Genomic DNA, 20,039 nt, shown 5'->3' with positions numbered 1-20,039 from the left:
CGTGACACTTGCACGCCTACCTGTAAAGGCAGGTCAGTTCCCGAACTGCGCTCCGAAGAAGTTGAAGCAGGCCGGGCCCGTGCAGTTCTGGCCTGCGTTCGGGAAGATCGCGAAGTTGAAGCCGCCGCCCTCGTTGTTGCCGGCATCCTCGACGCCGCTTCCGACGAGCGCGAAGTTGAAGATGCCGAAGTTGTTACCGGATCCGTCAGCCCCACTGCCGATCAGCGCGATGTTCTGGGCGAACCCACCGAACGCGGATACGTTGGAGTTGTTGCCGGAATAGTCAGCGCCATCGCCTACCACCACGAAATTCTGCGCGAACCCACCGAATGGCGACACGTTGGTGTTGTTGCCGGATCTGGTGGCAGCGCTGCCGATAAGGCCCATATTGTTGGCGAAGCCGAATGCGCCGAGATTGAAGTTGTTGCCTGACTCGTTGCTGTTGTCTCCGATGATCGACATGTTGTTGCCGAGGCTGCCGATCCCGGTGACAATGTTGTTCCCGGCGCCGTCGGCATTGTCTCCGATCCAGTGCATGTTGTTGCCGGAGTTGCCCGCACCCAACATGATGTTGTTCGCGGTGCCGTCGTTGCCGTCACCCATGATGAAGGTGTTGTTGCCGTAGCTGAAGGGGCTGGCGACGATGTTGTTACCGGACGGCTCTAAAGCCAGAATCTCGAACGGGTTCAGGTTCAGCAGGTCGCCTGGGCTGTCGGGCAGGTTCAGATCAAAGTCACCGTTGTCGTCACCCATCCAGCCGAAGTTGGTGCCAAAACTCGTCGGCACGATCACCTGGTTACCCGCCAGGAAGTTACGGTCTCCGGCGACAACACCCTGAAGACCCGTGCCGATGTTGTTGGCGGTTAGAAGGTTGTTATCGCCGATGTTGAAGAAGTTCAGCCCGAACAGGTTATTGCCGTTGGTTGCTGCACCGAGGGGGCCGAAGAAGTTGCTGCCCTGGGAGCCGAAACCAGGCGGGATTCCGGGACTCGGCGTGGGCAGGGCGAACGTCGGCCCGTCCGGCAGACCCGGCAGAGTGACGTCCACAATGGGGATGGTCACCGAACCCGTGGCGTTGTCCGGAGTCGTGGGCGCCACGAGGGCGGGCGCGACAGTATTGCGTTGCGTATCGCCGGTGGTTTGCTGTGCCGAAAGCGTCGACCTCGGGCTGTTGGACTTGGGACGCAGTAAGCTGCCAGCGCCACCGGAGCCGACCTGCATTGAGTCCCGCGCAGCGCCCCGCACTGAGGAACCGACGTCGCGCGCCGTCTTCCGCACGGAGTCCACTGCATCTTTGACCGCGCCGGCCGTCCTGCTGACGGCATTCGAGCCGGTATCGGTGTCGGCGCCGTCGTCGGCGTAGGCAACCGGAGCCGCCCATCCCGCGAGCACGGTCGCCGCTGCCGCCGCGACCGCGATCTGCCCGCCCCGATTAATACCCCGCGGCTTGTTGTGCTTACCCATGACAGAACCCCTCCATTTGCCAATGCGACCCAGCTAACCCCCCGGTTGAGGCAAAGTTTTACACACGGATCGGGATTGGTAAAGCCATATCGAGAGAATGTTTTGTTTGCTCGGGCGGCCGGGAATACCGCAAGCCTTATTTACTCCGCCGACAATTCGATTGATCAAGGATTTCGCTAATTTGATCATGAGTCGGGCGGAGTTTAATGGTTAAATCAGCACTGGTCGCAGAACTCACCGAGCGTGATCGACAATTTGCCCGAAGGCCTGTGCCAATGCAGTTCCCTGTAACGCATACAGCTGTCGGCTGGTCTCCCACTCCGGCAAAAAAGAATCGAAGCCGTGACAGGTGCGCGCGTACACGTGCATCTCGGTCGCCACGCCCGCCTGCAAGAGACGCATCGCGTAGTCGATCGCTTCGTCTCGCAGCGGGTCCAGCTCCGAACAGGTGATCAGCGCGCTCGGCAGGCCGGCGAGTTCCTCGCTGCGGCCAGGGGCGGCGTCTGCCGAGCCCTCGGCGCCGGACAGATAGAGACGCCACATCGATGCGACGGCAGGCCCGTCGAATCCGGGCGTGGAGTCGAACTCCTCCGCCGAGGGGGTGGGCCGGTCGTCCAGCACGGGTTGATGTAACAGCTGGAACTGGATTCGCGAGGCGTGGCGCTGCGCGAGACAGGCCGCCAACGCACCACCTGCGCTGTTGCCTGCCACCGCCAGTCGATCGGTGTCGATCTGCAGTCGGCTCGCGTTGTCGGACGACCAGTGGAGTACCGCCGTCGCATCGTCGATGGCAGCGGGGAACGGATGCTCGGGTGCCAGCCGGTAGTCGACGGAGATGACGGTGCATCGGCCGCGTCTGGCGAGTTCCACGCACTGGCGATGGTCGATGTCGAGGTTGCCCACTACGAAACCGCCCGAGTGGCAATAGATCACCGCCGGGGCAGGCGACGGCCCGCCTCGATAGATGCGAACCGGCACGGAACCCGCCCGCAACTCCTCGATGGCGACGTCGGTGACGTCGATCGTGCGCATCTCGTCGCGCCGACGCCGGTTCAGTGAGTCGCGAAACACGGGAAGCACTTCGGCCGAGAGATCGACCCGCATCCCGGCGAGGTGACGAAGAGCGGGGTCGAGCCGCTCGGACACCGACGTGGCCACGGTGTCACCCGATCTTCAGGATCTGGCCACCGTCGATGACGAGCTCGGACCCGGTGATGAACGAGGCCTGCTGGGACGCCAAGAACGCTACGGCGTCGGCGACCTCGCGCGGTTCGCCGATCCGCCCGAAAGCCGCCGCCTCCGCGAGGCGCGCCTGCGTCGCGGCATCGAGCATCGGTGTCGCGATCGGACCAGGGAAGACGGCGTTGACGCGAATGCCCGCCGGAGCCAGCTCCGCAGCGGCCGCCTGCGTGAGCCCGCGCAGCGCCCACTTCGACGAGCCGTACGCGGTGTGATTGGGGAACGGCCGGATCGCGCCGGTGCTGCACGTGTTCACGATGGCCGCGCCGTCGGCGACGCGGAGATGCGCGAGGGTGGAACGGATTCCGAGGAACGGTCCCAGGCAGTTGAACCGCCAGCTGCCCTCGAAGCCTGCGGGAGTCTCGTCCTCAAGCGACGCCCGATGCAAGATGCCCGCGTTGTTGATCAAGGTCGTCAAGGATCCGAACCGCTCGACGATCTCGCGCACGGCGGCGTTCCACTGCTCTTCGGACGTGACGTCGAGCGACACCGCGGCCACCCCGTCAAGGCCGTCGATCGATGCCGCCAGCTCGTCGGCACGCACATCGCATGCGGCGACGAGATACCCGTCGTCGTGCAGCCGTCTGACGATCGCCGCACCCTGTCCTCGCGCGGCTCCGGTCACCAGCGCGACCCGGTCGGTCACTGCGCCTCCTCGAGGTGTTCGGCGGCGCCACGCCGCAAGGCCTGCGATTCCGATGCGAGGCTGATCATCCGAAAGCCCATGTCGGCCATGGCCTTCCCTGGCTTACCCGCGTTGGCGTGAATGGCGGGAACGAGGCCGGCGTCAGACACGGCGGACCGAATGCGCGCGACCGCGTCGAGAACGGCAGGCGTGGTCAGGCTCTCGGCCGGGCGGTGCCCCAGCGACATCGCGAGGTCGGCGGGACCGACATAGACACCGGTCAGACCCGGCACCGCGCAGATGTCGTCGAGCGCCGCAAGACCTTTCGCGGTCTCGATCATCGCGAAGACGCTCGTCCTCGCTTCGTGATCGGCAGGATCGACACCGAGGCTCGCGCGCAGGGGCCCGAAGCTGCGCACTCCCTCGGGTGCATACCGGGTCGCCGCGACGGCGGCGGCCGCCTGCTCGGGCGACTCGACCATGGCGATGATGACCGCGTCGGCGCCCGCGTCGAGCACGCGGCCGATCGGCGCCGGGTCGGCCGACGGCAGCCGCACCGCGGTGGCGATGGGAACGTGCTCGAGCCTGCGCAGCAGCAACGCGACGTCGACGTCGTCGAGATAGCCGTGCTGGATGTCGATCCCGACGTAGTCGTATCCGGCCGCAGCGAACTCTTCGGGTCCGATGTTGGTGGGTCCGACCACCCAGCCGCCGAATATCCGCTCCTTGGCGGCGAGGGCTTCCTGCAGCCTGCTGCGCATCATCGAACCAGCGCTATCTTGATGCGGTCCGGTGCCGGCCTGCTCGCCAGCTCGAAAGCCTGCTGTACGTCGTCGACGCTGAACGTGTGAGTGACATACGCGGAGAGTAACTCCGGATGGTCACGCGCGAACTCGCCTGCGGCATTCAGCATGCGGCGACGGTCGACTGTCACACCGGATTTCAGCGTCAGGTTGTTCCGCAGCATGGTGCGCATGCTGATCGGGTAGCTGTCGTCGTCGGCGACACCGAAGTAGAAGACGGTGCCCCCGAACGCGGCCGCTTCGATCGCGTGGCCGAGCGTGGCGACCTGATGACCGACGGCTTCGATCACGATGTCGGGCTTGTCGTGCGCATCGAGGTGGCTGACCCACCGGTCGCTCGTGGCGCGGACGACGGTGTCCACACCGAACTCCTTGGCGACGCGGTCGCGGTCGATCGGATCCACCCCGGTGACACGCCGCGCTCCTGCGGCCTTGACCGCATAGGAGAACAGCAGACCGATCGAGCCCTGGCCGATTACGGCGACGTGGCGTCCCGACAGCTCCGGAAGCTGTTCGATCGCATACAGCACGCATGCCAGCGGTTGCAGCGCCACCGCATGCTGTGGCGACAACGACGGGTCGAACGGCGCAAGGCCGTCACCGTCGGCGGTGATGTACTCCATCAACCCGTCGAAGCCTGATGCCCACCCGACGACGCGGTCGCCGATCTCGTGGCTGCTGTGCCTGCCGGCGACGACTTCCCCGACGATCTCGTGAATCGGGAAGCCGTCCATTTCGGCCGCGCTCGTTCCCACATCGCCGGGAAGCCGACCCTTGGCACCGCGGAAGCCGGGAAGGTCGCTGCCGCACACCCCCGCCGCCATGAACCGGACGAGCACCTGACCGTCGGCGAGCGACTCCGGCGTCTTCTCCGGAATGTCGGTCCGCTCAAGGGTGTACGGGGCCACCAGCCGATACGACCACACCTCAGCCGCCCTCCACCTGGACGTCGACGGGAACACGGTTCCAGCCCCACTGGAAGCTCGACGGCGGCCGCGACGCCGAGTCACGCAGGACCCGAAAGTCGGGCACCCGTTTGAGCCACTCGGTCACCATGACCGTGATTTCGAGCCGGGCCAGGTGCACGCCGAGACAGAAGTGCTGTCCGCGGCCGAATGCCAAGAGTCGCTCGATCGTTCGATCCCAGATGAATGCGTCCGGATCGGGGTACTCGCGCTCATCGCGGTTGGCCGAAGCGAGCAGCATGATGATTCGTTGACCCGGTTGGATGGTGGTGTCGCCAACGGTGAACGGTTTGCGGACGGTGCGGGCGAACCATTGGGCGGGCGCGCAGTAGCGGATCATCTCTTCCCGCACCTTCGGTACTCCTGCGTTCAGATCAGCACGGACGGCGGCCATCTGGTCGGACCGCAGGCCCAACTCCCACAGGCCGTGCGCGACGATCTTCGGCACGGTTTCGGTGCCGCCGATGAAGACGCCGAGCATCTGGGTGGCCGCCTCGATGTCGGACAACGGGGAGCCGTCAGGCAACCGGTAGTCGACGAGGTTGGCGGCGATCGGGAGGTCGTCACCGCCACCGCTTCGGCTGCGCTGCACAATCGGCACCAGATACTCAAGGTATCCGGGTCGGGCGTTGGCCACCTCGACTCCGCTTCCGGGCTGGGCGAGGCTGCCCGCGTTGACGGTGGCCAGTATGTCGGCGGCGAGATCGACCGGAAGGCCGAGCAATTCGCACACCACCGATGCGGCGACAATGCCTCCGTACTCCTGGGTGAGGTCGAAGGTTCCGCGCGGCAGCAGTTCGTCGAGGCGCTCGTTGGCCAGCGTACGAATGCGGTCGGCGAGCTTGGCGACAGATCTCGGACGGAACGGAACAGAAGTGCACCGCCGAACGCTGTCGTAGATCGGGCTGTCGAAGTTCGCGTGAAACGGCATGGGATGCAGCGGCGGATCGGCCACCGGGCCGTCATTGTGAGCAGCCAGAACCGTTGCGGCGGGCAGTGTCCCCTCCGATGCGACGAAGGTTCCGTCGTTGATCTCCAGCACCTCCCAGATGTCGGAGAACCGCGACAAGGCGTATGTGTCCCACTTCTCGATGTAGTAAACCGGGTGGTGGTCGCGCAGGATGCGGTAATACGGCAGCGGGTCGGCCATCACCGCAGGATCGAAAGGGTCGTATGAGAACTGTTGGCGCACGGGCGTGTTCATTGCAGCGGTGATGGGGGTAGCGCCTGCAGGATCGAGTCCTCCCATCCGTCGCGAAGTGCGGGCGCGACGCTCATCCAGGTGACGATCTCGGCGGGCGGACTGTCTTTCCAAGACGGGTAGTGGTTTTCGAAGCACGCCCAGTCGCCCTCGAGCGCCCAGTAGTGAATGACCTCGTTGAACCGGAAGGTCGTGATGAACGAGCCGAGCCACATCTTGCCGGTGCTCTCCGACCACGGGACATACAGCCGCTCCAACTCGCGGATGTAGTCGTCCTGGCGTCCAGGCTTGGTCTGCATGATCTCCTGGATGACGAGGCCAGCACTGAAGCCCGCGTCCTTCAGCTGCGCCAGCGTGTTGTTACTCCTGCCCGCGTACATGATGCGGCCCTCGCCGCGGGCTCCGGTCTCCGACAGGAACGCACGCCACGTGCCGAACGGTGCCTCGTGACTGCCGCCTCGTGACTGCGCCCGACCGATCCGCGCATAGTCGGCGAACGCGTCGATCTCCCAGACGACAGTCACCTGCGGCCAGTGCCCGTTGAACGGTGTCGTCCCCCAGATCGCGAACAGCCGCGCGCCGAGCTCTTCCATCATCGGCTGGTAGACGTCGCTGAAAACCTGGGTGAATATGTCTTCGCGCGAGCGCTCGTCGGCGGTGAACTGCTCGCTGCGCCCGGAGCCGAGATCGATGGTCTCGTGCAGGTACATGAGGGTATGGCTGTGATACTTCTTCATGTTCATGACCAGCACCTGTTTGACATCGACACGGTGCGAGCGTGACACTTACGACGTGTTTTGTAAAGGTACCGGATGAGCCTCACGCCCCTGGCGAACGGATTCTGCTTCGGGGAGGGCCCCCGCTGGTTCGAGGGGCTGCTGTGGTTCTCCGACATGCTCGGCGAGGCGGTGCACACCGTCGACCTGCAGGGTGATCTGACCACGCTGCCCCTTGTCGGACATGCCCCGTCGGGGCTGGGGTTTCGGCCCGACGGGTCGCTGCTGATCGCCTCCACCGAGAACCGCACACTGCTGCGCTATGACGGCGAGAGCGTGGACGCCGTCGCCGACCTGTCCGACATCGTGCCCGCGAGCATCGGCGACATGGTCGTCGATGAGCATGGCCGCGCCTACATCGGCTCGCAGGCGTTCGAAGGCGGCGTCATCGTGCGGGTGGACCCCGACAACGCTGTCAGCGTCGTGGCAGAGGACCTCGACTTCCCGAACGGGATGGTCATCACGCCGGACGGATCGACGCTGATCGTCGCCGAGTCGGTCGGCAGGCGTCTGACCGCGTTCGCTGTCGGCGGCGACGGATCGCTTTCGGATCGGCGGGTCTTCGCCGACGGGCTCGACGGGCCGCCCGACGGCATCACGCTCGACGCAGAAGGCGGCGTATGGGCGGCGATGACGCTGGCCCACCAGTTCGAGCGAATCATTGAGGGCGGCACGGTGACCGATCGCATCGACATCGGTGACCGCACTGCGATCGCCTGCACGCTCGGTGGACCGGAGCGCCGCACGCTGTTCCTGCTGTCGAGTACCGATGCCTATCCCCAACGGCTTCTCGGGACGAAACTGTCGCGACTCGATGTGACCGCCGTCGACATCCCAGGAGCCGGCCTGCCATGAGTGACTCGTACTACGAGCTTGTCGACGAAAACGACCCGCAGGGCGAAAGATTCGTCGCGACCGACCTGGTGCGCAGCACGTGGACGGCCGCGATCCAGCACGGCGCACCGGTCTCGGCCCTGTTGACCCGCGCGTTGGAACGCTGCGAGGCGCGCGACGACACCCGTCTCAGCCGGGTGCTGGTCGACCTGTTGGGGCCCGTGCCCGCCGAAGGCGACATCTGGGTGCGTGCGCAGCGGGAGCGGTCCGGCAAGCAGATCGAGCTGATCAGCGCCGAGATGTTGGGAGTAGGACCCGACGGTCAGCCGCGTCCTGTCGCCAGGGCGAGCGGATGGCGGCTGCAGAAGCTCGACACCACTGGCCTCCTGCAGGCCCCTGCTCCCGCGCTGCGACCCGTCGCCGAAGCGTGGAGCCGCGACCTGAAGAAGGACTGGGATCGCAACTACGTGCACAGCCTAGATTGGCGATGGCTGACCGAGCCGCTGAACGAGGGACCCCGCGAATCATGGATCAAGCCGGAGGTCGATCTGGTCAAGGGCGAGAACATGACCGCGCTCGAGCGGCTGTTTGCGGTCGCCGACTGCGCCAACGGGATCGGGTCCAAGCTCGACATCCGGAAGTGGATGTTCATGAACACCGATCTGGTTGCGCATGTGCACCGGATTCCCGATGGGGAGTGGATCGGCGTTCGCGCCGAAACCAGCTATGGCCCCGACGGTATCGGCACCACTATCGGCACGCTTTTCGACGAGGCGGGCGCCATCGGAGCGATCCAGCAGTCCGTGCTGATGCGCCCCATGCCCGGCCGTTAGTAACTACCCGCGAAATAGCATTCCTGGTCGTGATCTCGCGCATTCCACAGCCGTGAATGCTATCTCGCGATCAATCCACCAGGCGCAGGGCCGCAGCGGGACACTGCGTTACGGCCCCCTGCATGCGGTCGCGGTCGGACTCGGGCCGCTCATCCCCCTCGATGCGCACCGTGCCGTCGTCCTGCACCTCGAACACGTCCTCGGCGATCGATTCGCAGATGCCGTGTCCCGTGCACCTGTCGAGGTCCACTTCGACCCGCATGATCCCTCCTGCCGAACGTGGGCGGCTGCCGAAACAGACTCAGCGTGACATTTCACTGGATTTTTGTAAAGCTATGCCGATGAAGGACGCGGCGGTCGAGGACGACAACTCGACGCGTCAACGGATCCTCGCCGCGACCGCTGAGGTGCTGGGCCGCAACGGCATGACGAAGTTGAGCCTGTCAGAGGTGGCGCTGCAGGCAGGTGTTTCACGGCCGACCCTCTATCGCTGGTTCGCGTCGAAGCGGGATCTGCTCGACGGCTTCGTGGTCTGGGAACGCAAGTACTACGAACGCGCCGTCGCCGACGCGACCGCAGGACTGCCTGCAGGCGAAAAGCTCGATGCCGCGCTGCGCGTCATCGTCGAGTACCAGCAGTCCTATCCCGGCCTGCGGATGATCGACATCGAACCGGCACAGGTCATCCGGCGACTGGCCCGTGCCATCCCGCTGATGCGCGATCGCCTCGAGCGTCTCGCGCAGGGGCCCGACGCCGCGCTCGCGGTGGCGACAGCAGTCCGAGTCGCGGTGTCGCACTACCTGGTTCGCAGCGATGACGACGACCAGTTCCTCGCACAACTACGCCATGCCGCTGGCGTCAAGCACGCCGCGACCTGAGCTCGGCGAGCACTTCCTCTGTGTGTTGGCCCACCGCGGGCGCGGCAGAGCGGGTCTCCCACGGGGTGCCGTGGAAGTCGGCGGGGGTGGCCACCATCGGAACGCTGGAATCGCCGTCTGGCACATACACGATGCCGCCGGCGGCGTGGAACTGCTCGTCGGCGATGACATCCTCGACCGAGTTGATCGGCGACCAGAAGAAATCCGGTTCAGCCGCAAACAGTTCCGCCCACTCGTCAAGTGGCCTGGTCGCGAAGATCTCGTCGAGCGCGCCGATGATCTCCACCGAGTTGGCCGCCCGGTCGCGTGGTCGCGGATAGGTGGCAAGCCAGTCGGGGCGTCGAACGACCCGGCACAGTGGCCCCCAGTGCCGATCGACCTCGAGGCCGACGATCCAGAACCGCTTGCCGTCCGCCGCGGCGTAGTTGTTCATGCAGGGGTTGGCCATGGACTCGCGCTGCCCGATCGCGATGGCGTGGCCTGTCATGAGGAACGTGTTCAGGTCGAAGCTGACGGTGTAGGCGCCCTGTCGGTACAGCGAGGTGGACACCAGTTGGCCGACGCCGGTGCGCGCACGGGCGACGAGTGCGGCGGATACCGCGGCCACCAACGTCATTCCCGCCGTGTGGTCCCCCATGCCGCCGCGCTGGAAGGGCGGAGTGTCGCCTGGGCGCGTCAGCAGATGCGCCAGCCCGGCCCGCGCCCAGAACGCTGCGACGTCGTAAGCGGCGCGGTCGGCGTCCGGCCCGGCCGTCCCGTAACCGGTGATCAGCCCGTAGATCAGACGGGGGTTGAGTTCGGCAACCGTCTCGAAGTCCAGTCCGATGCGGCCAAGCGCGCCAGGCCGGACGTTGGTGATGAAAACATCGGCACCGCCGACCAACTCGAGCGCGAGACCTCGATCGTCGTCGGTCGTGAGATCGAGCGCCACGCTGCGCTTACCGCGGTTGTCCATCTCGAACGGCGGGCTCGCGCCATCCTCGAGGCCCAGCATCCGGCCGAACATGCGAGCCGGGTCGCCCGTCGGCGGTTCGATCTTGACCACGTCGGCTCCCCAGTCGGCCAGGATGCCGCCCGCCGCGGGGCCCGCGACCCACACGCCGAGTTCGACGACTCGGATGCCCTCCAAAGGTCCGGCCATGTCGATCCCTCCTCCAGGGGTTTACAAACCTAGGCGAGTTTGTAAAGCTTGCCTGGCTCCAGACCAAGACTAGGAGGTGGCGGTGCCGCAGACAGCAGGCCGGGTCGGACCCGTCATCGGGCTGGCCGCCCATCTGGGTCGCGGTATGCAGAGAGTCGCGGCCGACCTGACCGTCGGACGCATGCGCTCGCTGCCCCGCACGATCGGTGATCTCGACGCCCGAGCTCTCTCACGGATCATGGGCACCACCGTGACGTCGGTGTCGGTCATCGACGGCGATGCGGGGACATCGTCACGCGCCAGGCTGGCCCTGACCGGAGACGGCGTGCCGGCGTCGGCGTTCGTCAAGATGGCAGCAGAAACCTCGGCGACCCGTCTCATGGGCGAGTTGGGCAGGCTGGCCGAGACCGAGACGCGGTTCTACCGAGAGCTCGCCCCGGAACTGTCCAACGTTCCGCGCTATTACGGCTCCGAGTTCGATTCGGTCACCGGCCGCTTCGTGCTCGTGCTCGAGGACCTGGCCGTCGACCACTGCGAATTCCCCGACACTCTTCATCCGCTCACCCCCGATCAGGTAAGCCAGGTGGTCGAGCTGCTGGCCCGTCTGCACGCGACGTACTGGGAGCGGGTGCCCGACTGGATCTACAGCATCTCGGCCGACACCGCGGCGCTCGTGACGGGCCCACTGTTGAAGACGTCGGTGCGTCGACTCGTCGAAAAGACCGATGTCCCCGTCGAGCACGGCCGGTTCATCGCCGACAACTACCGCGCGGTCGCCGCCGTCATGGACAGGACGCCGAACACCGTGACCCACGGTGACGCCCACCCCGGAAACATCTACTTCCGCAACGGCCAGGCGGGGCTGTTGGACTGGCAGTTCGTGCGACGCGGGCACCCCGGCCGCGAACTGGCCTACGCACTCGTCACGAGCATGACGACGGACGACCGTCGATCGCACCAGCGGGAACTGCTCGACAGCTATCGCCGAGCCCTGTCAGGCGCAGGCGGCCCCGAACTCGGTCGCGACGAGTTGTGGGACCGCTACCGCTCCGGCGCGCTCTATGCCTACGTCGCGCCGCTGATCACCGCGGGGATGGGTGGTATGCAGGCCGAGGCCATCGCGATGGAGGGCCTGCGGCGAGGCGTCGCCGCGCTCGAAGACCTCGACACGGTCGCACTCTTGGAGAAGTCACTGTGACCCAGGCTCTACGATCTTTGAATCCCGACGAGTGAGGCCTGACGTGAACGAACCGCTGCGCGACCGCAAGGAAGCACCGGGCGACGCCGAAGACACCTCGACCCGGCGCCGAATCCTGGTGGCCACCGCTGAGGTGCTCGGCCGCAGCGGACAGACCAAGCTCAGCCTTTCCGAGGTGGCGCTGCAGGCAGGCGTATCGCGTCCCACGCTGTACCGCTGGTTCGCCGACAAGAGCGAGTTGCTGCACGCGTTCGGCGTCTACGAGCGCGAGATGTTCGACACCGGCATCGGCCGCGCCACCGCGGGACTGCGAGGCACCGACAAGCTCGACGCGGCACTGAGGTTCATCGTCTCCTATCAGCACTCCTACTCGGGTGTGCGGCTGGTCGACATCGAGCCGGAAGTCGTCATCACGCAGCTGACGCGGATCATCCCGATCATGCGGGCCCGGCTGCGGAAGCTGCTGTCGGGAGCCAACAGCGATATCAAGGCCGCGACGGCCATCCGGGTTGCGATCTCGCACTACATCGTTCGCAGCGACGACGATGACCAGTTCCTTGCGCAGCTGCGTCACGCGGTCGGTATCAAGCCGGCCACCTGATGGCCTCGCAACCCGTCAGCGACGAACTCGCGATCGTCGCGCTCCTCAACAGATACGCGCGCGCCGTCGACACCAAGGATTGGGAACTGTACCGATCGGTGTTCACCGACGACGCCCACATCGACTACTCGGCTGACGTGTTCGTGGGCTCAGTCGACGAAGCGATCGAGTTCTTGACCGGCATGTTCTCAGAACTGGTCACGATGAGCATGCACTACATCACCAACGTCGAGTCGACCATCGACGGCGACACCGCGCGGGTCCGCGCGATGTTCTACAACCCGACGCGTTTCTCCGGCGTTGCCGAGACCGCCGTGTTCGGCGGCTATTACCACCACGACCTGGTTCGCACCCCGGACGGCTGGCGCAGCAGAAGCCTGCGCGAGGAGATGGTGTGGACGGCTGGCTCCCCGCGCGATGATCAGCTCTGAGCTGCCAATTGCCCACAGGCGGCGGCGATTTCGCGGCCACGGGTATCTCGCACGGTGCACGACACCCCGCGCTCGCGGACGCGCCTGACGAACTCGCGTTCGGCCGCCTTGGGACTGGCGTCCCACTCGCTGCCCGGCGTCGGGTTCAGCGGAATCAAGTTGACGTGCACCAGCGGACCCAGCGCGCCGTGCAGACGTTTGCCCAGCAGATCGGCTCGCCATGGTTGATCGTTGACATCGCGGATCAGTGCGTATTCGATCGACACCCGTCTGCCTGTCACATCTGCGTAATACCGTGCGGCGTCGAGAGCTTCGGACACCTTCCACCGGTTGTTCACCGGCACCAACGTGTCGCGCAGCTCGTCGTCAGGAGCGTGCAGTGACAACGCCAGTGTCACGCCGAGACGCTCGTCGGCCAGCTTGCGGATCGCCGGTGCCAGTCCGACCGTCGACACCGTCACCGAACGCGCCGAGATGCCGAAGCCGTTCGGCGGCGGTGCGGTGATGCGGCGAACCGCCGCGAGCACTCGGTTGTAGTTGGCCAGCGGCTCACCCATCCCCATGAACACGATGTTCGAGAGGCGGCCGCCGCGCGCGATCCCGTCGCCGTCGCGGTCGCGCAGTTCCACCGCGGCGGCACGCACCTGTTCGAGGATCTCGGCCGTCGACAGATTGCGCTTGAGGCCGCCCTGCCCGGTAGCGCAGAAGGGACACGCCATCCCACATCCCGCCTGCGACGAGATGCACACCGTGTTGCGCTGTGGGTAGCGCATCAGCACCGACTCGAACGTCGTGCCGTCCACCGCGCGCCACAGCATCTTGCGGGTCTCCCCCGCATCGCATTCGATCTCCTGCGCGGCGTCGAGCAACCGGGGGAACAACGCCTCGGCCACCTGTTCACGCGCCGCGGCGGGCAGGTCGGTCATGTCGCGCGGGTCGGCAATGAACCGGCCGTAATACTGGTTGGCCAGCTGTTTGGCACGGAACTTCGGCAGGCCGAGCTCAGCGACGGCGTCGACGCGACCGGCCTCGTCGAAGTCGGCGAAGTGGCGCGGCGGCATCGAGCGTCGCGGCGGATCGAAAATCAGCGGCAGAGAGGTTGGCATGGGCTTTTGTCAGTATCCCATCCACAGCTGGCGGAAATTGATTGGCGTGCGCGCGATCGGCAATTACGGCGCGGCGGCGGTGGCGATGCTGTTCGCGGTGATTCCCGCCGTTGCCGGGGTGCTCTCCTGGCTGATGCTCGGTCAACGGCCGGACATTGGAATCGCCGTCGGGCTGGGCGTCGGCGCGGCGGCGTGTTGGCTGAACGCTCGCGTGTCCCGTAAACAGCGTCAGGACGAAGGGTCACCGACGGCGGCCATCATGCGGCCGAGTTCTCCTGCGATATCGGGGCCTGCGGGCTGATAGACGAGCTCGGTCACGCCGCCCGCCTCGTATTCGGCGACGCGTGCCCGGAGTTGGCCGGCCGTCCCGCTGAAAGTGAACTGCGGAAGCAGGTCGGCCGCCAGCGCGACCGCCTCGGTGTCCACAGCGGTTAGCCGGACGAGATGACCTTCATGGGTGACGAGGTGACGTTCGGCGGGTGGAATCGCCTCGATGGCCCGCACCCATTCCTTGCCGCCGGGTAGCGCGCGAACGGCGTCGGGCCCGTTGCGTTCGAACAGGGCGTGAAACACCACGGCAAGGCCGTGCCCGGCGCGCTGCAGTACGCGCTCACTGTGGCAGTCTTCGCCGTCGTCGAGCACCGTGCCGAACTGCAGCAGCGAATAGGGTCTGCCCGCTGCCGCCGGGTTCGGCACGCCCGCGGCGAAGACCCCGTCGGCCACCCGTTCGGCGACCGCGGTGCCTTTGGGGCCGTCGGCTCCGATGAGCACCTCGACCTCGACGGGACGGTCGGCGACGAACCCCTCGGTGTGCAGCATGCGGATCGGGGCGTCTTCCCACTGCACGGTGTCACCGCGTAGCAACGCCCGCAGCGCGGTCACGTACCGCTCGACGAATGCCCATGGGAGCGGCCGTTTTCCGAGAATGTAGCGGCCGGTGAAGCCTGACCCGAGAGCGACCGCGACCCGGCTGGGCGCAAGCGCGGCGAGGGTGGCGATGGCGGCCGCATTCGTCATGGGGTGGCGCAGGCTCGGTACCAGCACTCCCGGTCCGAGGCCGATCGTCGACGTCCGCTGCGCCGCCAGCGCCAGCGCCATCCACACGTCTGAGGTGATCGCGGGCGAGTCGTACAGCCACGCCCGGTGGTAGCCGAGCCGTTCCGCCTCGGCGATCAGTTCCGGCGAGTCGACGGTGGTGACCAAGGCGCACGAAAGCTTCATGCGCGTAAAACCTACCGGCGCGCTCCGGGCCTCGATCAAGTCACGACCGCAGCTTGAGTTACTGGATGTGTCGGCAGTCGAATGTATGTTCGAACTATGTCAGCGGCTGCGGTACGAGAGGCGATGGCGAACCTGCGCGCCGCCTACGACGCCTTCGCCGCCTGCGACCTCGACGCGTTGAATCGCACCGAGTTGCTCGCGGTCATCGACGATTTCGAGACACTGACATGCCAAGCGCCCACTCAGTCCCATCGGCTGCTGACTCGGCTGCAGGCGGAGACCACGCCCAAGCAGATGGGCGCCAAATCATGGAACGAGGTGTTGCGCATCCGCTGGCGCCTCTCCTCGGCAGAAGCGTCACGGCGCCTGCATGAGGCGGCCGAACTGGGAGCCCGGAAAAGCCTGCTGGGGCAGCCCTTGGCGCCGGTGCTGCCCGCGGTCGCGGCCGCTCAGTCAGCGGGGCTGATCACCGGCGAGCACGTCTCCACGATCCGCGACGCCATCAAGCGCCTGCCGTCGTGGGTCGACACGATCACCACGGCGCAGTTCGAGGTGGACCTGGTCCGGGTTGCGGCCGGCGTCGGCCCCAAGGAGTTGCGCGAGACCGCAGCGCTGCGGTTGTTCCTTCTTGATCAGGACGGCCCCGAACCCGATGACGCAGAGCGTGAGCGCAAACGCAGGCTCTCGGCGGGCCGACAAGGCCGGGACGCGATGACACCGCTGACCGCCGATCTGACACCCGAGGCGTGGGCGGTGTGGGAGGTCATCTTCGCCAAGTACGCCGCCCCCGGGATGTGCAATCCCGCCGATGAGCAGCCGTGCACCTCGGGCACCCCGTCGCAGGCCCAGATCGACAACGACCACCGCACCCTCGAACAACGCCAACACGACGCGATGCTGGCGGTCGGCCGCATCGCCTTGATGAGCGGTGAACTGGGCCACCTCAACGGGCTCCCGGTCACCGTCATCATCCGCACCACCCTGCAGGACCTGGAAAGCCGCGCAGGCATCGGTATCACCGGTGGCGGCACCAAACTGCCCATCGCCGACGTCATCCGCATGGGCGCGCACGCCCACCACAACCTTGCCGTGTTCAACGGTGCGACCGGTCAAGCACTGGCGCTCTATCGCACCAAACGCGTCGCGTCCCCCGCTCAACGGATCATGCTCATCGCCCGCGACGGCGGATGCACCAAACCCTGCTGCACCGTCAGCGCCTACGGCTGCCAAGCCCACCACGCCTCGCAAGATTGGGCCCAGGGCGGCAACACCAACGTCGACGACATGACCCTGGCCTGCGGAACCGACAACCGTCTCGCCGACAGCGACGGCGGCTGGCAGACCACCATCAACACCCGCGGCGAATGCGAATGGCACCCCCCGCCCGACCTCGACCACGGCCAAACCAGAATCAACTACCTTCACCGCCCCGAAGCACTCCTCAGACCGCCCGACGACGAGGCGCCACCCGAACAGAAATCACCAGAACCGAACCGACGCAACGACACCGACTTCGCCCCGTGGGATCTGGGTACCAGCGAGGCACCCGGTGGGCCCGAACCACCCAACGATCAAGCAGCATGAATCCCGCACCGCCAGTCGAAACCTGACTGCGAAGCCGAAACTTAACGACCGACAGGGTGTTTGAGGTCGCGATCAGCGATCACACCGTGGACCCTGCGCGGCTATGCCAGCAGAGTCAACACGATCCAGCCGGCCGCCGCCGACGGCAACATCGCGTCGATGCGGTCCATGATGCCGCCGTGGCCGGGAAGCACCGTGCCCATGTCCTTGATACCGAGATCGCGCTTGACCTGGGATTCGACGAGATCGCCGAGCACACCGGTGATGACGAGGAACAGTCCGAGCGGCACGCCGACCCATGCGGGCCTGTCCAACAGGAACGCCACCGACAGCACCGCCGCGGTGATGCCGAAGAGGAGCGAACCGCCCAGCCCCTCCCACGACTTCTTCGGGCTGATCGCAGGCACCATCAGGTGCTTGCCGAACAACACTCCCGCGATGTACCCGCCGATGTCGGCGAACACCACGGTCACAATCACGGTGAACGTCCGAGCGCCACCGTGGTCCTGGAAGATCAGCAGCGCGCTGAAGCTCGCGAACAGCGGCACCCACGTCGCCAGCAGCACTGTGGCGGCCATGTCGCGCAGGTAGTTGACTGGCGCTTCCCGGATTCCATGGCCCACGAGACGCCACACCATGCAGACGACGATCGTGCCGCCGTAGGCGCCAAGCAGACCGGTCGGGCCGTAGTACGTCAGCCAGATCATCGCCACGCTGCCGAGCAGCAGCGGGATGACGGGCAACGCGTAGCCGGCTTCGCGCAGCCGTCGAATCACCTCGTTGACGGCTACGGGGATGAAGACGGTCAGCACCAGAAGCCAACCGATCGGCCAGAACAGCAGGACGCCGATCGCCATCGCGCCGAGCAGGACGCCGACGCCGATCGCGGCAGGCAGGTTTCGTCCTGCCCGCGATTTCTTCTGCGGTTCTTCGACCGGGGTGTCGGACACGGGATCGGCTTGCTGTTCGGCCATCAGACCTCCAGCAGTTCGCCTTCTTTGTGCTTGACCAGTTCGTCGATCTGGCTGGTGTAGGTATGGGTCGTCTTGTCGAGTTCCTTCTCGGCGTGTTTGACCTCGTCCTCGCCCGCCTCGCCATCCTTCTTTATGCGGTGCAGTTCCTCCATCGCCTTGCGGCGGATGTTGCGCACCGACACCCTGGCGTCCTCACCCTTGGCCTTGGCCTGCTTCACCAGCTCGCGCCGACGCTCCTCGGTCAGCTGCGGGATCGCGACGCGGATCACATTGCCGTCGTTGGACGGGTTGACGCCGAGGTCGGAGTTGCGAATGGAGTCCTCGATGGCCTTCAACTGTGACTGCTCGTACGGCTTGATGACGACCAGCCGGGCCTCCGGCACGTTGATGCTGGACAGCTGGGTGATCGGGGTCGACGAGCCGTAATAGTCGATCGAGAGGCGGGAGAACATGCCCGGGTTGGCCCGACCGGTGCGGATGGATGACAGGTCGTCGCGTGCGACGGACACCGCCTTCTCCATCTTCTCTTCGGCATCGAAGAGGGTTTCGTCGATCACGAATGCTCCATTTCGGGTCAGTCGGTGGTGACCAGTGTCCCAATCTTCTCACCTGCGACCGCTCGCGCGATATTGCCGTCGACAAGAAGGTTGAACACGAGGATGGGCATGCGGTTGTCCATGCAGAGGCTGAACGCCGTGGCGTCGGCGACCCGCAGGCCCCTGTCGATGACCTCGCGGTGGGAGATCGCGGTGAGCAGTTCGGCGTCGGGGTTGGATCTCGGATCGTCGGTGAAGACCCCGTCGACCGCCTTGGCCATCAGCACCACCTCGGCGCCGATCTCCAGTGCCCGCTGTGCGGCGGTGGTGTCGGTGGAGAAATACGGCAGCCCCATACCGGCGCCGAAGATGACAACGCGCCCCTTCTCCAGGTGACGAACGGCGCGCAGCGGGATATAGGGCTCGGCGACCTGCCCCATGGCGATGGCCGTCTGCACGCGGGTAGCAATGCCTTCGCGTTCCAGAAAATCTTGCAGCGCAAGGCTGTTCATCACGGTGCCGAGCATGCCCATGTAGTCCGAGCGGGTGCGCTCCATTCCGCGCTGCTGCAATTGGGCGCCACGGAAGAAGTTGCCTCCGCCGATCACGACGGCGACCTGCGCCCCACTGCGGACCACCTCGGCGATCTGGCGGGCCACCTGGGCCACCACATCGGGATCGAGGCCCACCTCGCCGCCGCCGAACATCTCGCCACCGAGCTTGAGCAGCACTCGCGAATACATCGGCCGAATCGGGGGTGCGACGCCGTTGGTGGTCGTGGGCTCCGCCATCCGACTCCTTCACCCGGCCCTCGCATGAGATCGCCATCCCGGAGCTCGCCGGGACGGCCAGCCCTAATCCTGCCTCATAGCGGCCACACAGCCGCTATGGGGTCAGTGCCGGAGCGGTTAGCGGAGATGCGCCGAGAGCAGCCAGGCGCCCACCGACTTGCGGCTGTTCGGCTCGTCGCGGACGTCGACGCCGCCGAACGCTTGGAGGAATCCGGCGTGCTCCTCGGGCACATACGCGTGGATGCGAGCGGGCCGGATCTCGTCGATCTCCCAGTACTTGGACACCACGTCGCGCAGCTCGTCTGAGGTCACCGCGTTGACCGGCGAATCCGCAGGCATCCCCGCAGCGTCGAACACCAGCACGTAGTAAGACGCGCCAGGGGCCGCGGCCCGCACGATGGACTGCTGGTAGCCCTCGCGCAGTTCGAGGGGCATCGAGTGGAACAGCGTGGAATCAATGATCGTGCGGAACCGGCCGTCGTAGCCGGTGAAGTTGCTGATGTCGGCGACCTCAAAGCTGGCCTTGGTGAGCCCACGCTTGGCGGCTTCCTCCTTGGCGAGCTTGATCGCGGTCTCCGCGGCGTCGAGGCCGACCGTGGTGAAGCCCTTCTCCGCCAGGTGCAGCGCGGTAGCGGCCTCGCCGCAGCCCGCGTCGAGAACATCCCCGTGAACCTTGCCTGCATCGATCAGCGCCTGAATCTCGGGCTGTGGCTCGCCGATGCTCCACGGCGGACGGAAGCCCTTGAACTCCTCGGATTCTCCGCGGTAGGCCGATTCGAACATCTCTTGTTCTGGTTGCGTGGTCATACCCCTGGTCTATCAAGTAGGTTGATACATG

22 protein-coding genes and 1 pseudogene are annotated in these 20,039 nt (G+C 66.0%); 8 read left to right on the top strand and 15 right to left on the bottom strand.

Translation table 11 applies throughout. The features are described 5' to 3' along the window. Positions 1-33 precede the first annotated feature (33 nt). The 7 genes from C6A82_RS10280 to C6A82_RS10250 all read right to left on the bottom strand — a co-directional run bounded on the left by C6A82_RS10280 (position 34) and on the right by C6A82_RS10250 (position 7,034). Positions 34-1,464 (bottom strand): hypothetical protein, encoded by a 1,431-nt coding sequence (locus C6A82_RS10280; RefSeq protein WP_105347448.1) that lies wholly within the window; start codon positions 1,462-1,464, stop codon positions 34-36. A gap of 234 nt (positions 1,465-1,698) precedes the next feature. Further along, positions 1,699-2,568 carry an alpha/beta hydrolase gene (locus C6A82_RS10275; protein WP_105347465.1) on the bottom strand — a complete coding sequence of 290 codons (870 nt, stop codon included), beginning with the start codon at positions 2,566-2,568 and terminating at the stop codon, positions 1,699-1,701. A 58-nt stretch (positions 2,569-2,626) separates the two neighbouring features. Continuing rightward, the gene (locus C6A82_RS10270) at positions 2,627-3,349 is read right to left on the bottom strand and encodes an SDR family NAD(P)-dependent oxidoreductase (protein WP_105347446.1); all 723 of its coding nucleotides are present in this window, start codon (positions 3,347-3,349) and stop codon (positions 2,627-2,629) included. After that, positions 3,346-4,092: an HpcH/HpaI aldolase/citrate lyase family protein gene (locus C6A82_RS10265; RefSeq protein ID WP_105347445.1), complete on the bottom strand. Its 747-nt coding sequence runs from the start codon at positions 4,090-4,092 to the stop codon at positions 3,346-3,348. The genes C6A82_RS10270 and C6A82_RS10265 overlap by 4 nt, the downstream gene beginning before the upstream one ends. Further along, a complete protein-coding gene (locus tag C6A82_RS10260; protein WP_105347443.1) occupies positions 4,089-5,057 on the bottom strand; it encodes a zinc-binding dehydrogenase in 969 nt (322 codons plus the stop codon). The genes C6A82_RS10265 and C6A82_RS10260 overlap by 4 nt, the downstream gene beginning before the upstream one ends. 1 nt (position 5,058) lies before the next feature. Continuing rightward, positions 5,059-6,300, bottom strand: coding sequence for a cytochrome P450 (locus C6A82_RS10255; RefSeq protein WP_105347441.1), 1,242 nt, complete (start codon positions 6,298-6,300; stop codon positions 5,059-5,061). Beyond that, the gene (locus tag C6A82_RS10250) at positions 6,297-7,034 is read right to left on the bottom strand and encodes an NIPSNAP family protein (protein WP_105347463.1); all 738 of its coding nucleotides are present in this window, start codon (positions 7,032-7,034) and stop codon (positions 6,297-6,299) included. Before C6A82_RS10250 ends, C6A82_RS10255 begins: the two co-directional genes overlap by 4 nt. Positions 7,035-7,109: 75 nt before the next feature. On the opposite strand from C6A82_RS10250, the gene C6A82_RS10245 reads away from it, so the two are divergent. Together C6A82_RS10245 and C6A82_RS10240 are read left to right on the top strand one after the other, a co-directional pair. Next, positions 7,110-7,928, top strand: a complete 819-nt coding sequence (locus C6A82_RS10245; RefSeq protein WP_105347440.1) for an SMP-30/gluconolactonase/LRE family protein — start codon at positions 7,110-7,112, stop codon at positions 7,926-7,928. Further along, positions 7,925-8,740, top strand: coding sequence for a thioesterase family protein (locus C6A82_RS10240; RefSeq protein WP_105347438.1), 816 nt, complete (start codon positions 7,925-7,927; stop codon positions 8,738-8,740). The genes C6A82_RS10245 and C6A82_RS10240 overlap by 4 nt, the downstream gene beginning before the upstream one ends. 70 nt (positions 8,741-8,810) lie before the next feature. Here the strand turns inward: C6A82_RS10240 and C6A82_RS10235 are convergent, their stop codons facing one another. Next, a complete protein-coding gene (locus C6A82_RS10235; RefSeq protein ID WP_105347437.1) occupies positions 8,811-9,002 on the bottom strand; it encodes a ferredoxin in 192 nt (63 codons plus the stop codon). A 79-nt stretch (positions 9,003-9,081) separates the two neighbouring features. Between C6A82_RS10235 and C6A82_RS10230 the strand changes: the two genes are divergently transcribed. Continuing rightward, positions 9,082-9,618 (top strand): TetR/AcrR family transcriptional regulator, encoded by a 537-nt coding sequence (locus C6A82_RS10230; RefSeq protein ID WP_105347462.1) that lies wholly within the window; start codon positions 9,082-9,084, stop codon positions 9,616-9,618. On the opposite strand, the gene C6A82_RS10225 is transcribed toward C6A82_RS10230, so the two are convergent. Continuing rightward, a complete protein-coding gene (locus tag C6A82_RS10225) occupies positions 9,599-10,759 on the bottom strand; it encodes a CoA transferase (protein WP_105347435.1) in 1,161 nt (386 codons plus the stop codon). The two genes, C6A82_RS10230 and C6A82_RS10225, sit on opposite strands and share 20 nt — an antisense overlap. A gap of 145 nt (positions 10,760-10,904) precedes the next feature. On the opposite strand from C6A82_RS10225, the gene C6A82_RS10220 reads away from it, so the two are divergent. From C6A82_RS10220 to C6A82_RS10210, 3 genes are read left to right on the top strand one after another with little or no spacing between them, the layout of a single operon-like run. After that, positions 10,905-11,957 (top strand): phosphotransferase, encoded by a 1,053-nt coding sequence (locus C6A82_RS10220; protein WP_105347460.1) that lies wholly within the window; start codon positions 10,905-10,907, stop codon positions 11,955-11,957. A gap of 43 nt (positions 11,958-12,000) precedes the next feature. Continuing rightward, on the top strand, positions 12,001-12,558 hold the full coding sequence (locus tag C6A82_RS10215) for a TetR/AcrR family transcriptional regulator (protein ID WP_105347434.1): 558 nt from the start codon (positions 12,001-12,003) through the stop codon (positions 12,556-12,558). Further along, complete coding sequence (locus C6A82_RS10210; RefSeq protein ID WP_105347432.1) at positions 12,558-12,989, top strand: nuclear transport factor 2 family protein; 432 nt, start codon at positions 12,558-12,560, stop codon at positions 12,987-12,989. The genes C6A82_RS10215 and C6A82_RS10210 overlap by 1 nt, the downstream gene beginning before the upstream one ends. Here the strand turns inward: C6A82_RS10210 and rlmN are convergent. Further along, positions 12,980-14,095, bottom strand: coding sequence for a 23S rRNA (adenine(2503)-C(2))-methyltransferase RlmN (gene rlmN, locus C6A82_RS10205; RefSeq protein ID WP_105347431.1), 1,116 nt, complete (start codon positions 14,093-14,095; stop codon positions 12,980-12,982). The genes C6A82_RS10210 and rlmN overlap by 10 nt on opposite strands. Before the next feature lie 46 nt (positions 14,096-14,141). Here rlmN and C6A82_RS10200 point away from each other — a divergent pair. Next, positions 14,142-14,396, top strand: a pseudogene (locus C6A82_RS10200) (EamA family transporter); the annotation flags it as partial. Here C6A82_RS10200 and C6A82_RS10195 read toward each other — a convergent pair. Then, a complete protein-coding gene (locus C6A82_RS10195) occupies positions 14,324-15,316 on the bottom strand; it encodes an LLM class flavin-dependent oxidoreductase (protein WP_105347429.1) in 993 nt (330 codons plus the stop codon). The pseudogene C6A82_RS10200 and the gene C6A82_RS10195 sit on opposite strands and share 73 nt — an antisense overlap. Before the next feature lie 81 nt (positions 15,317-15,397). Between C6A82_RS10195 and C6A82_RS10190 the strand changes: the two genes are divergently transcribed. Beyond that, entirely contained in the window at positions 15,398-16,900 is a 1,503-nt protein-coding gene (locus C6A82_RS10190) for an HNH endonuclease signature motif containing protein (protein WP_105347428.1), read from the top strand. Between the two features lie 101 nt (positions 16,901-17,001). Here the strand turns inward: C6A82_RS10190 and C6A82_RS10185 are convergent, their stop codons facing one another. The 4 genes from C6A82_RS10185 to C6A82_RS10170 form a co-directional block, all read right to left on the bottom strand. Further along, the gene (locus C6A82_RS10185) at positions 17,002-17,874 is read right to left on the bottom strand and encodes a phosphatidate cytidylyltransferase (RefSeq protein ID WP_105347426.1); all 873 of its coding nucleotides are present in this window, start codon (positions 17,872-17,874) and stop codon (positions 17,002-17,004) included. After that, entirely contained in the window at positions 17,874-18,431 is a 558-nt protein-coding gene (gene frr / locus C6A82_RS10180) for a ribosome recycling factor (RefSeq protein WP_105347424.1), read from the bottom strand. Before frr ends, C6A82_RS10185 begins: the two co-directional genes overlap by 1 nt. Before the next feature lie 17 nt (positions 18,432-18,448). Beyond that, positions 18,449-19,201, bottom strand: a complete 753-nt coding sequence (pyrH, locus tag C6A82_RS10175; protein ID WP_105347422.1) for a UMP kinase — start codon at positions 19,199-19,201, stop codon at positions 18,449-18,451. A gap of 117 nt (positions 19,202-19,318) precedes the next feature. Further along, the gene (locus tag C6A82_RS10170) at positions 19,319-20,008 is read right to left on the bottom strand and encodes a class I SAM-dependent methyltransferase (protein WP_199193896.1); all 690 of its coding nucleotides are present in this window, start codon (positions 20,006-20,008) and stop codon (positions 19,319-19,321) included. Between the last annotated feature and the right edge of the window lie 31 nt (positions 20,009-20,039).

This window comes from Mycobacterium sp. ITM-2016-00318 (genome assembly GCF_002968285.2).
In the GTDB taxonomy this organism is placed as follows: domain Bacteria; phylum Actinomycetota; class Actinomycetes; order Mycobacteriales; family Mycobacteriaceae; genus Mycobacterium.
Note: the sequence above shows the minus strand (reverse complement) of the source record. Positions and strands in the feature narration are given on the sequence as shown.

Excerpts from the sequence above, each read along its gene's own strand:
- C6A82_RS10235 (WP_105347437.1), bottom strand. The coding sequence starts at position 9,002 with ATGCGGGTCGAAGTGGACCTCGACAGGTGCACGGGACACGGCATCTGC.
- rlmN (WP_105347431.1), bottom strand. The coding sequence starts at position 14,095 with ATGCCAACCTCTCTGCCGCTGATTTTCGATCCGCCGCGACGCTCGATG.
- C6A82_RS10275 (WP_105347465.1), bottom strand. The coding sequence starts at position 2,568 with ATGCGGGTCGATCTCTCGGCCGAAGTGCTTCCCGTGTTTCGCGACTCA.
- C6A82_RS10280 (WP_105347448.1), bottom strand. The coding sequence starts at position 1,464 with ATGGGTAAGCACAACAAGCCGCGGGGTATTAATCGGGGCGGGCAGATC.
- C6A82_RS10190 (WP_105347428.1), top strand. The coding sequence starts at position 15,398 with ATGTATGTTCGAACTATGTCAGCGGCTGCGGTACGAGAGGCGATGGCG.
- C6A82_RS10195 (WP_105347429.1), bottom strand. The coding sequence starts at position 15,316 with ATGAAGCTTTCGTGCGCCTTGGTCACCACCGTCGACTCGCCGGAACTG.
- C6A82_RS10170 (WP_199193896.1), bottom strand. The coding sequence starts at position 20,008 with ATGACCACGCAACCAGAACAAGAGATGTTCGAATCGGCCTACCGCGGA.
- C6A82_RS10220 (WP_105347460.1), top strand. The coding sequence starts at position 10,905 with ATGCAGAGAGTCGCGGCCGACCTGACCGTCGGACGCATGCGCTCGCTG.
- C6A82_RS10185 (WP_105347426.1), bottom strand. The coding sequence starts at position 17,874 with ATGGCCGAACAGCAAGCCGATCCCGTGTCCGACACCCCGGTCGAAGAA.
- C6A82_RS10210 (WP_105347432.1), top strand. The coding sequence starts at position 12,558 with ATGGCCTCGCAACCCGTCAGCGACGAACTCGCGATCGTCGCGCTCCTC.
- C6A82_RS10230 (WP_105347462.1), top strand. The coding sequence starts at position 9,082 with ATGAAGGACGCGGCGGTCGAGGACGACAACTCGACGCGTCAACGGATC.
- C6A82_RS10225 (WP_105347435.1), bottom strand. The coding sequence starts at position 10,759 with ATGGCCGGACCTTTGGAGGGCATCCGAGTCGTCGAACTCGGCGTGTGG.
- C6A82_RS10265 (WP_105347445.1), bottom strand. The coding sequence starts at position 4,092 with ATGATGCGCAGCAGGCTGCAGGAAGCCCTCGCCGCCAAGGAGCGGATA.
- C6A82_RS10250 (WP_105347463.1), bottom strand. The coding sequence starts at position 7,034 with ATGAAGAAGTATCACAGCCATACCCTCATGTACCTGCACGAGACCATC.
- C6A82_RS10245 (WP_105347440.1), top strand. The coding sequence starts at position 7,110 with ATGAGCCTCACGCCCCTGGCGAACGGATTCTGCTTCGGGGAGGGCCCC.
- pyrH (WP_105347422.1), bottom strand. The coding sequence starts at position 19,201 with ATGGCGGAGCCCACGACCACCAACGGCGTCGCACCCCCGATTCGGCCG.
- C6A82_RS10240 (WP_105347438.1), top strand. The coding sequence starts at position 7,925 with ATGAGTGACTCGTACTACGAGCTTGTCGACGAAAACGACCCGCAGGGC.
- C6A82_RS10255 (WP_105347441.1), bottom strand. The coding sequence starts at position 6,300 with ATGAACACGCCCGTGCGCCAACAGTTCTCATACGACCCTTTCGATCCT.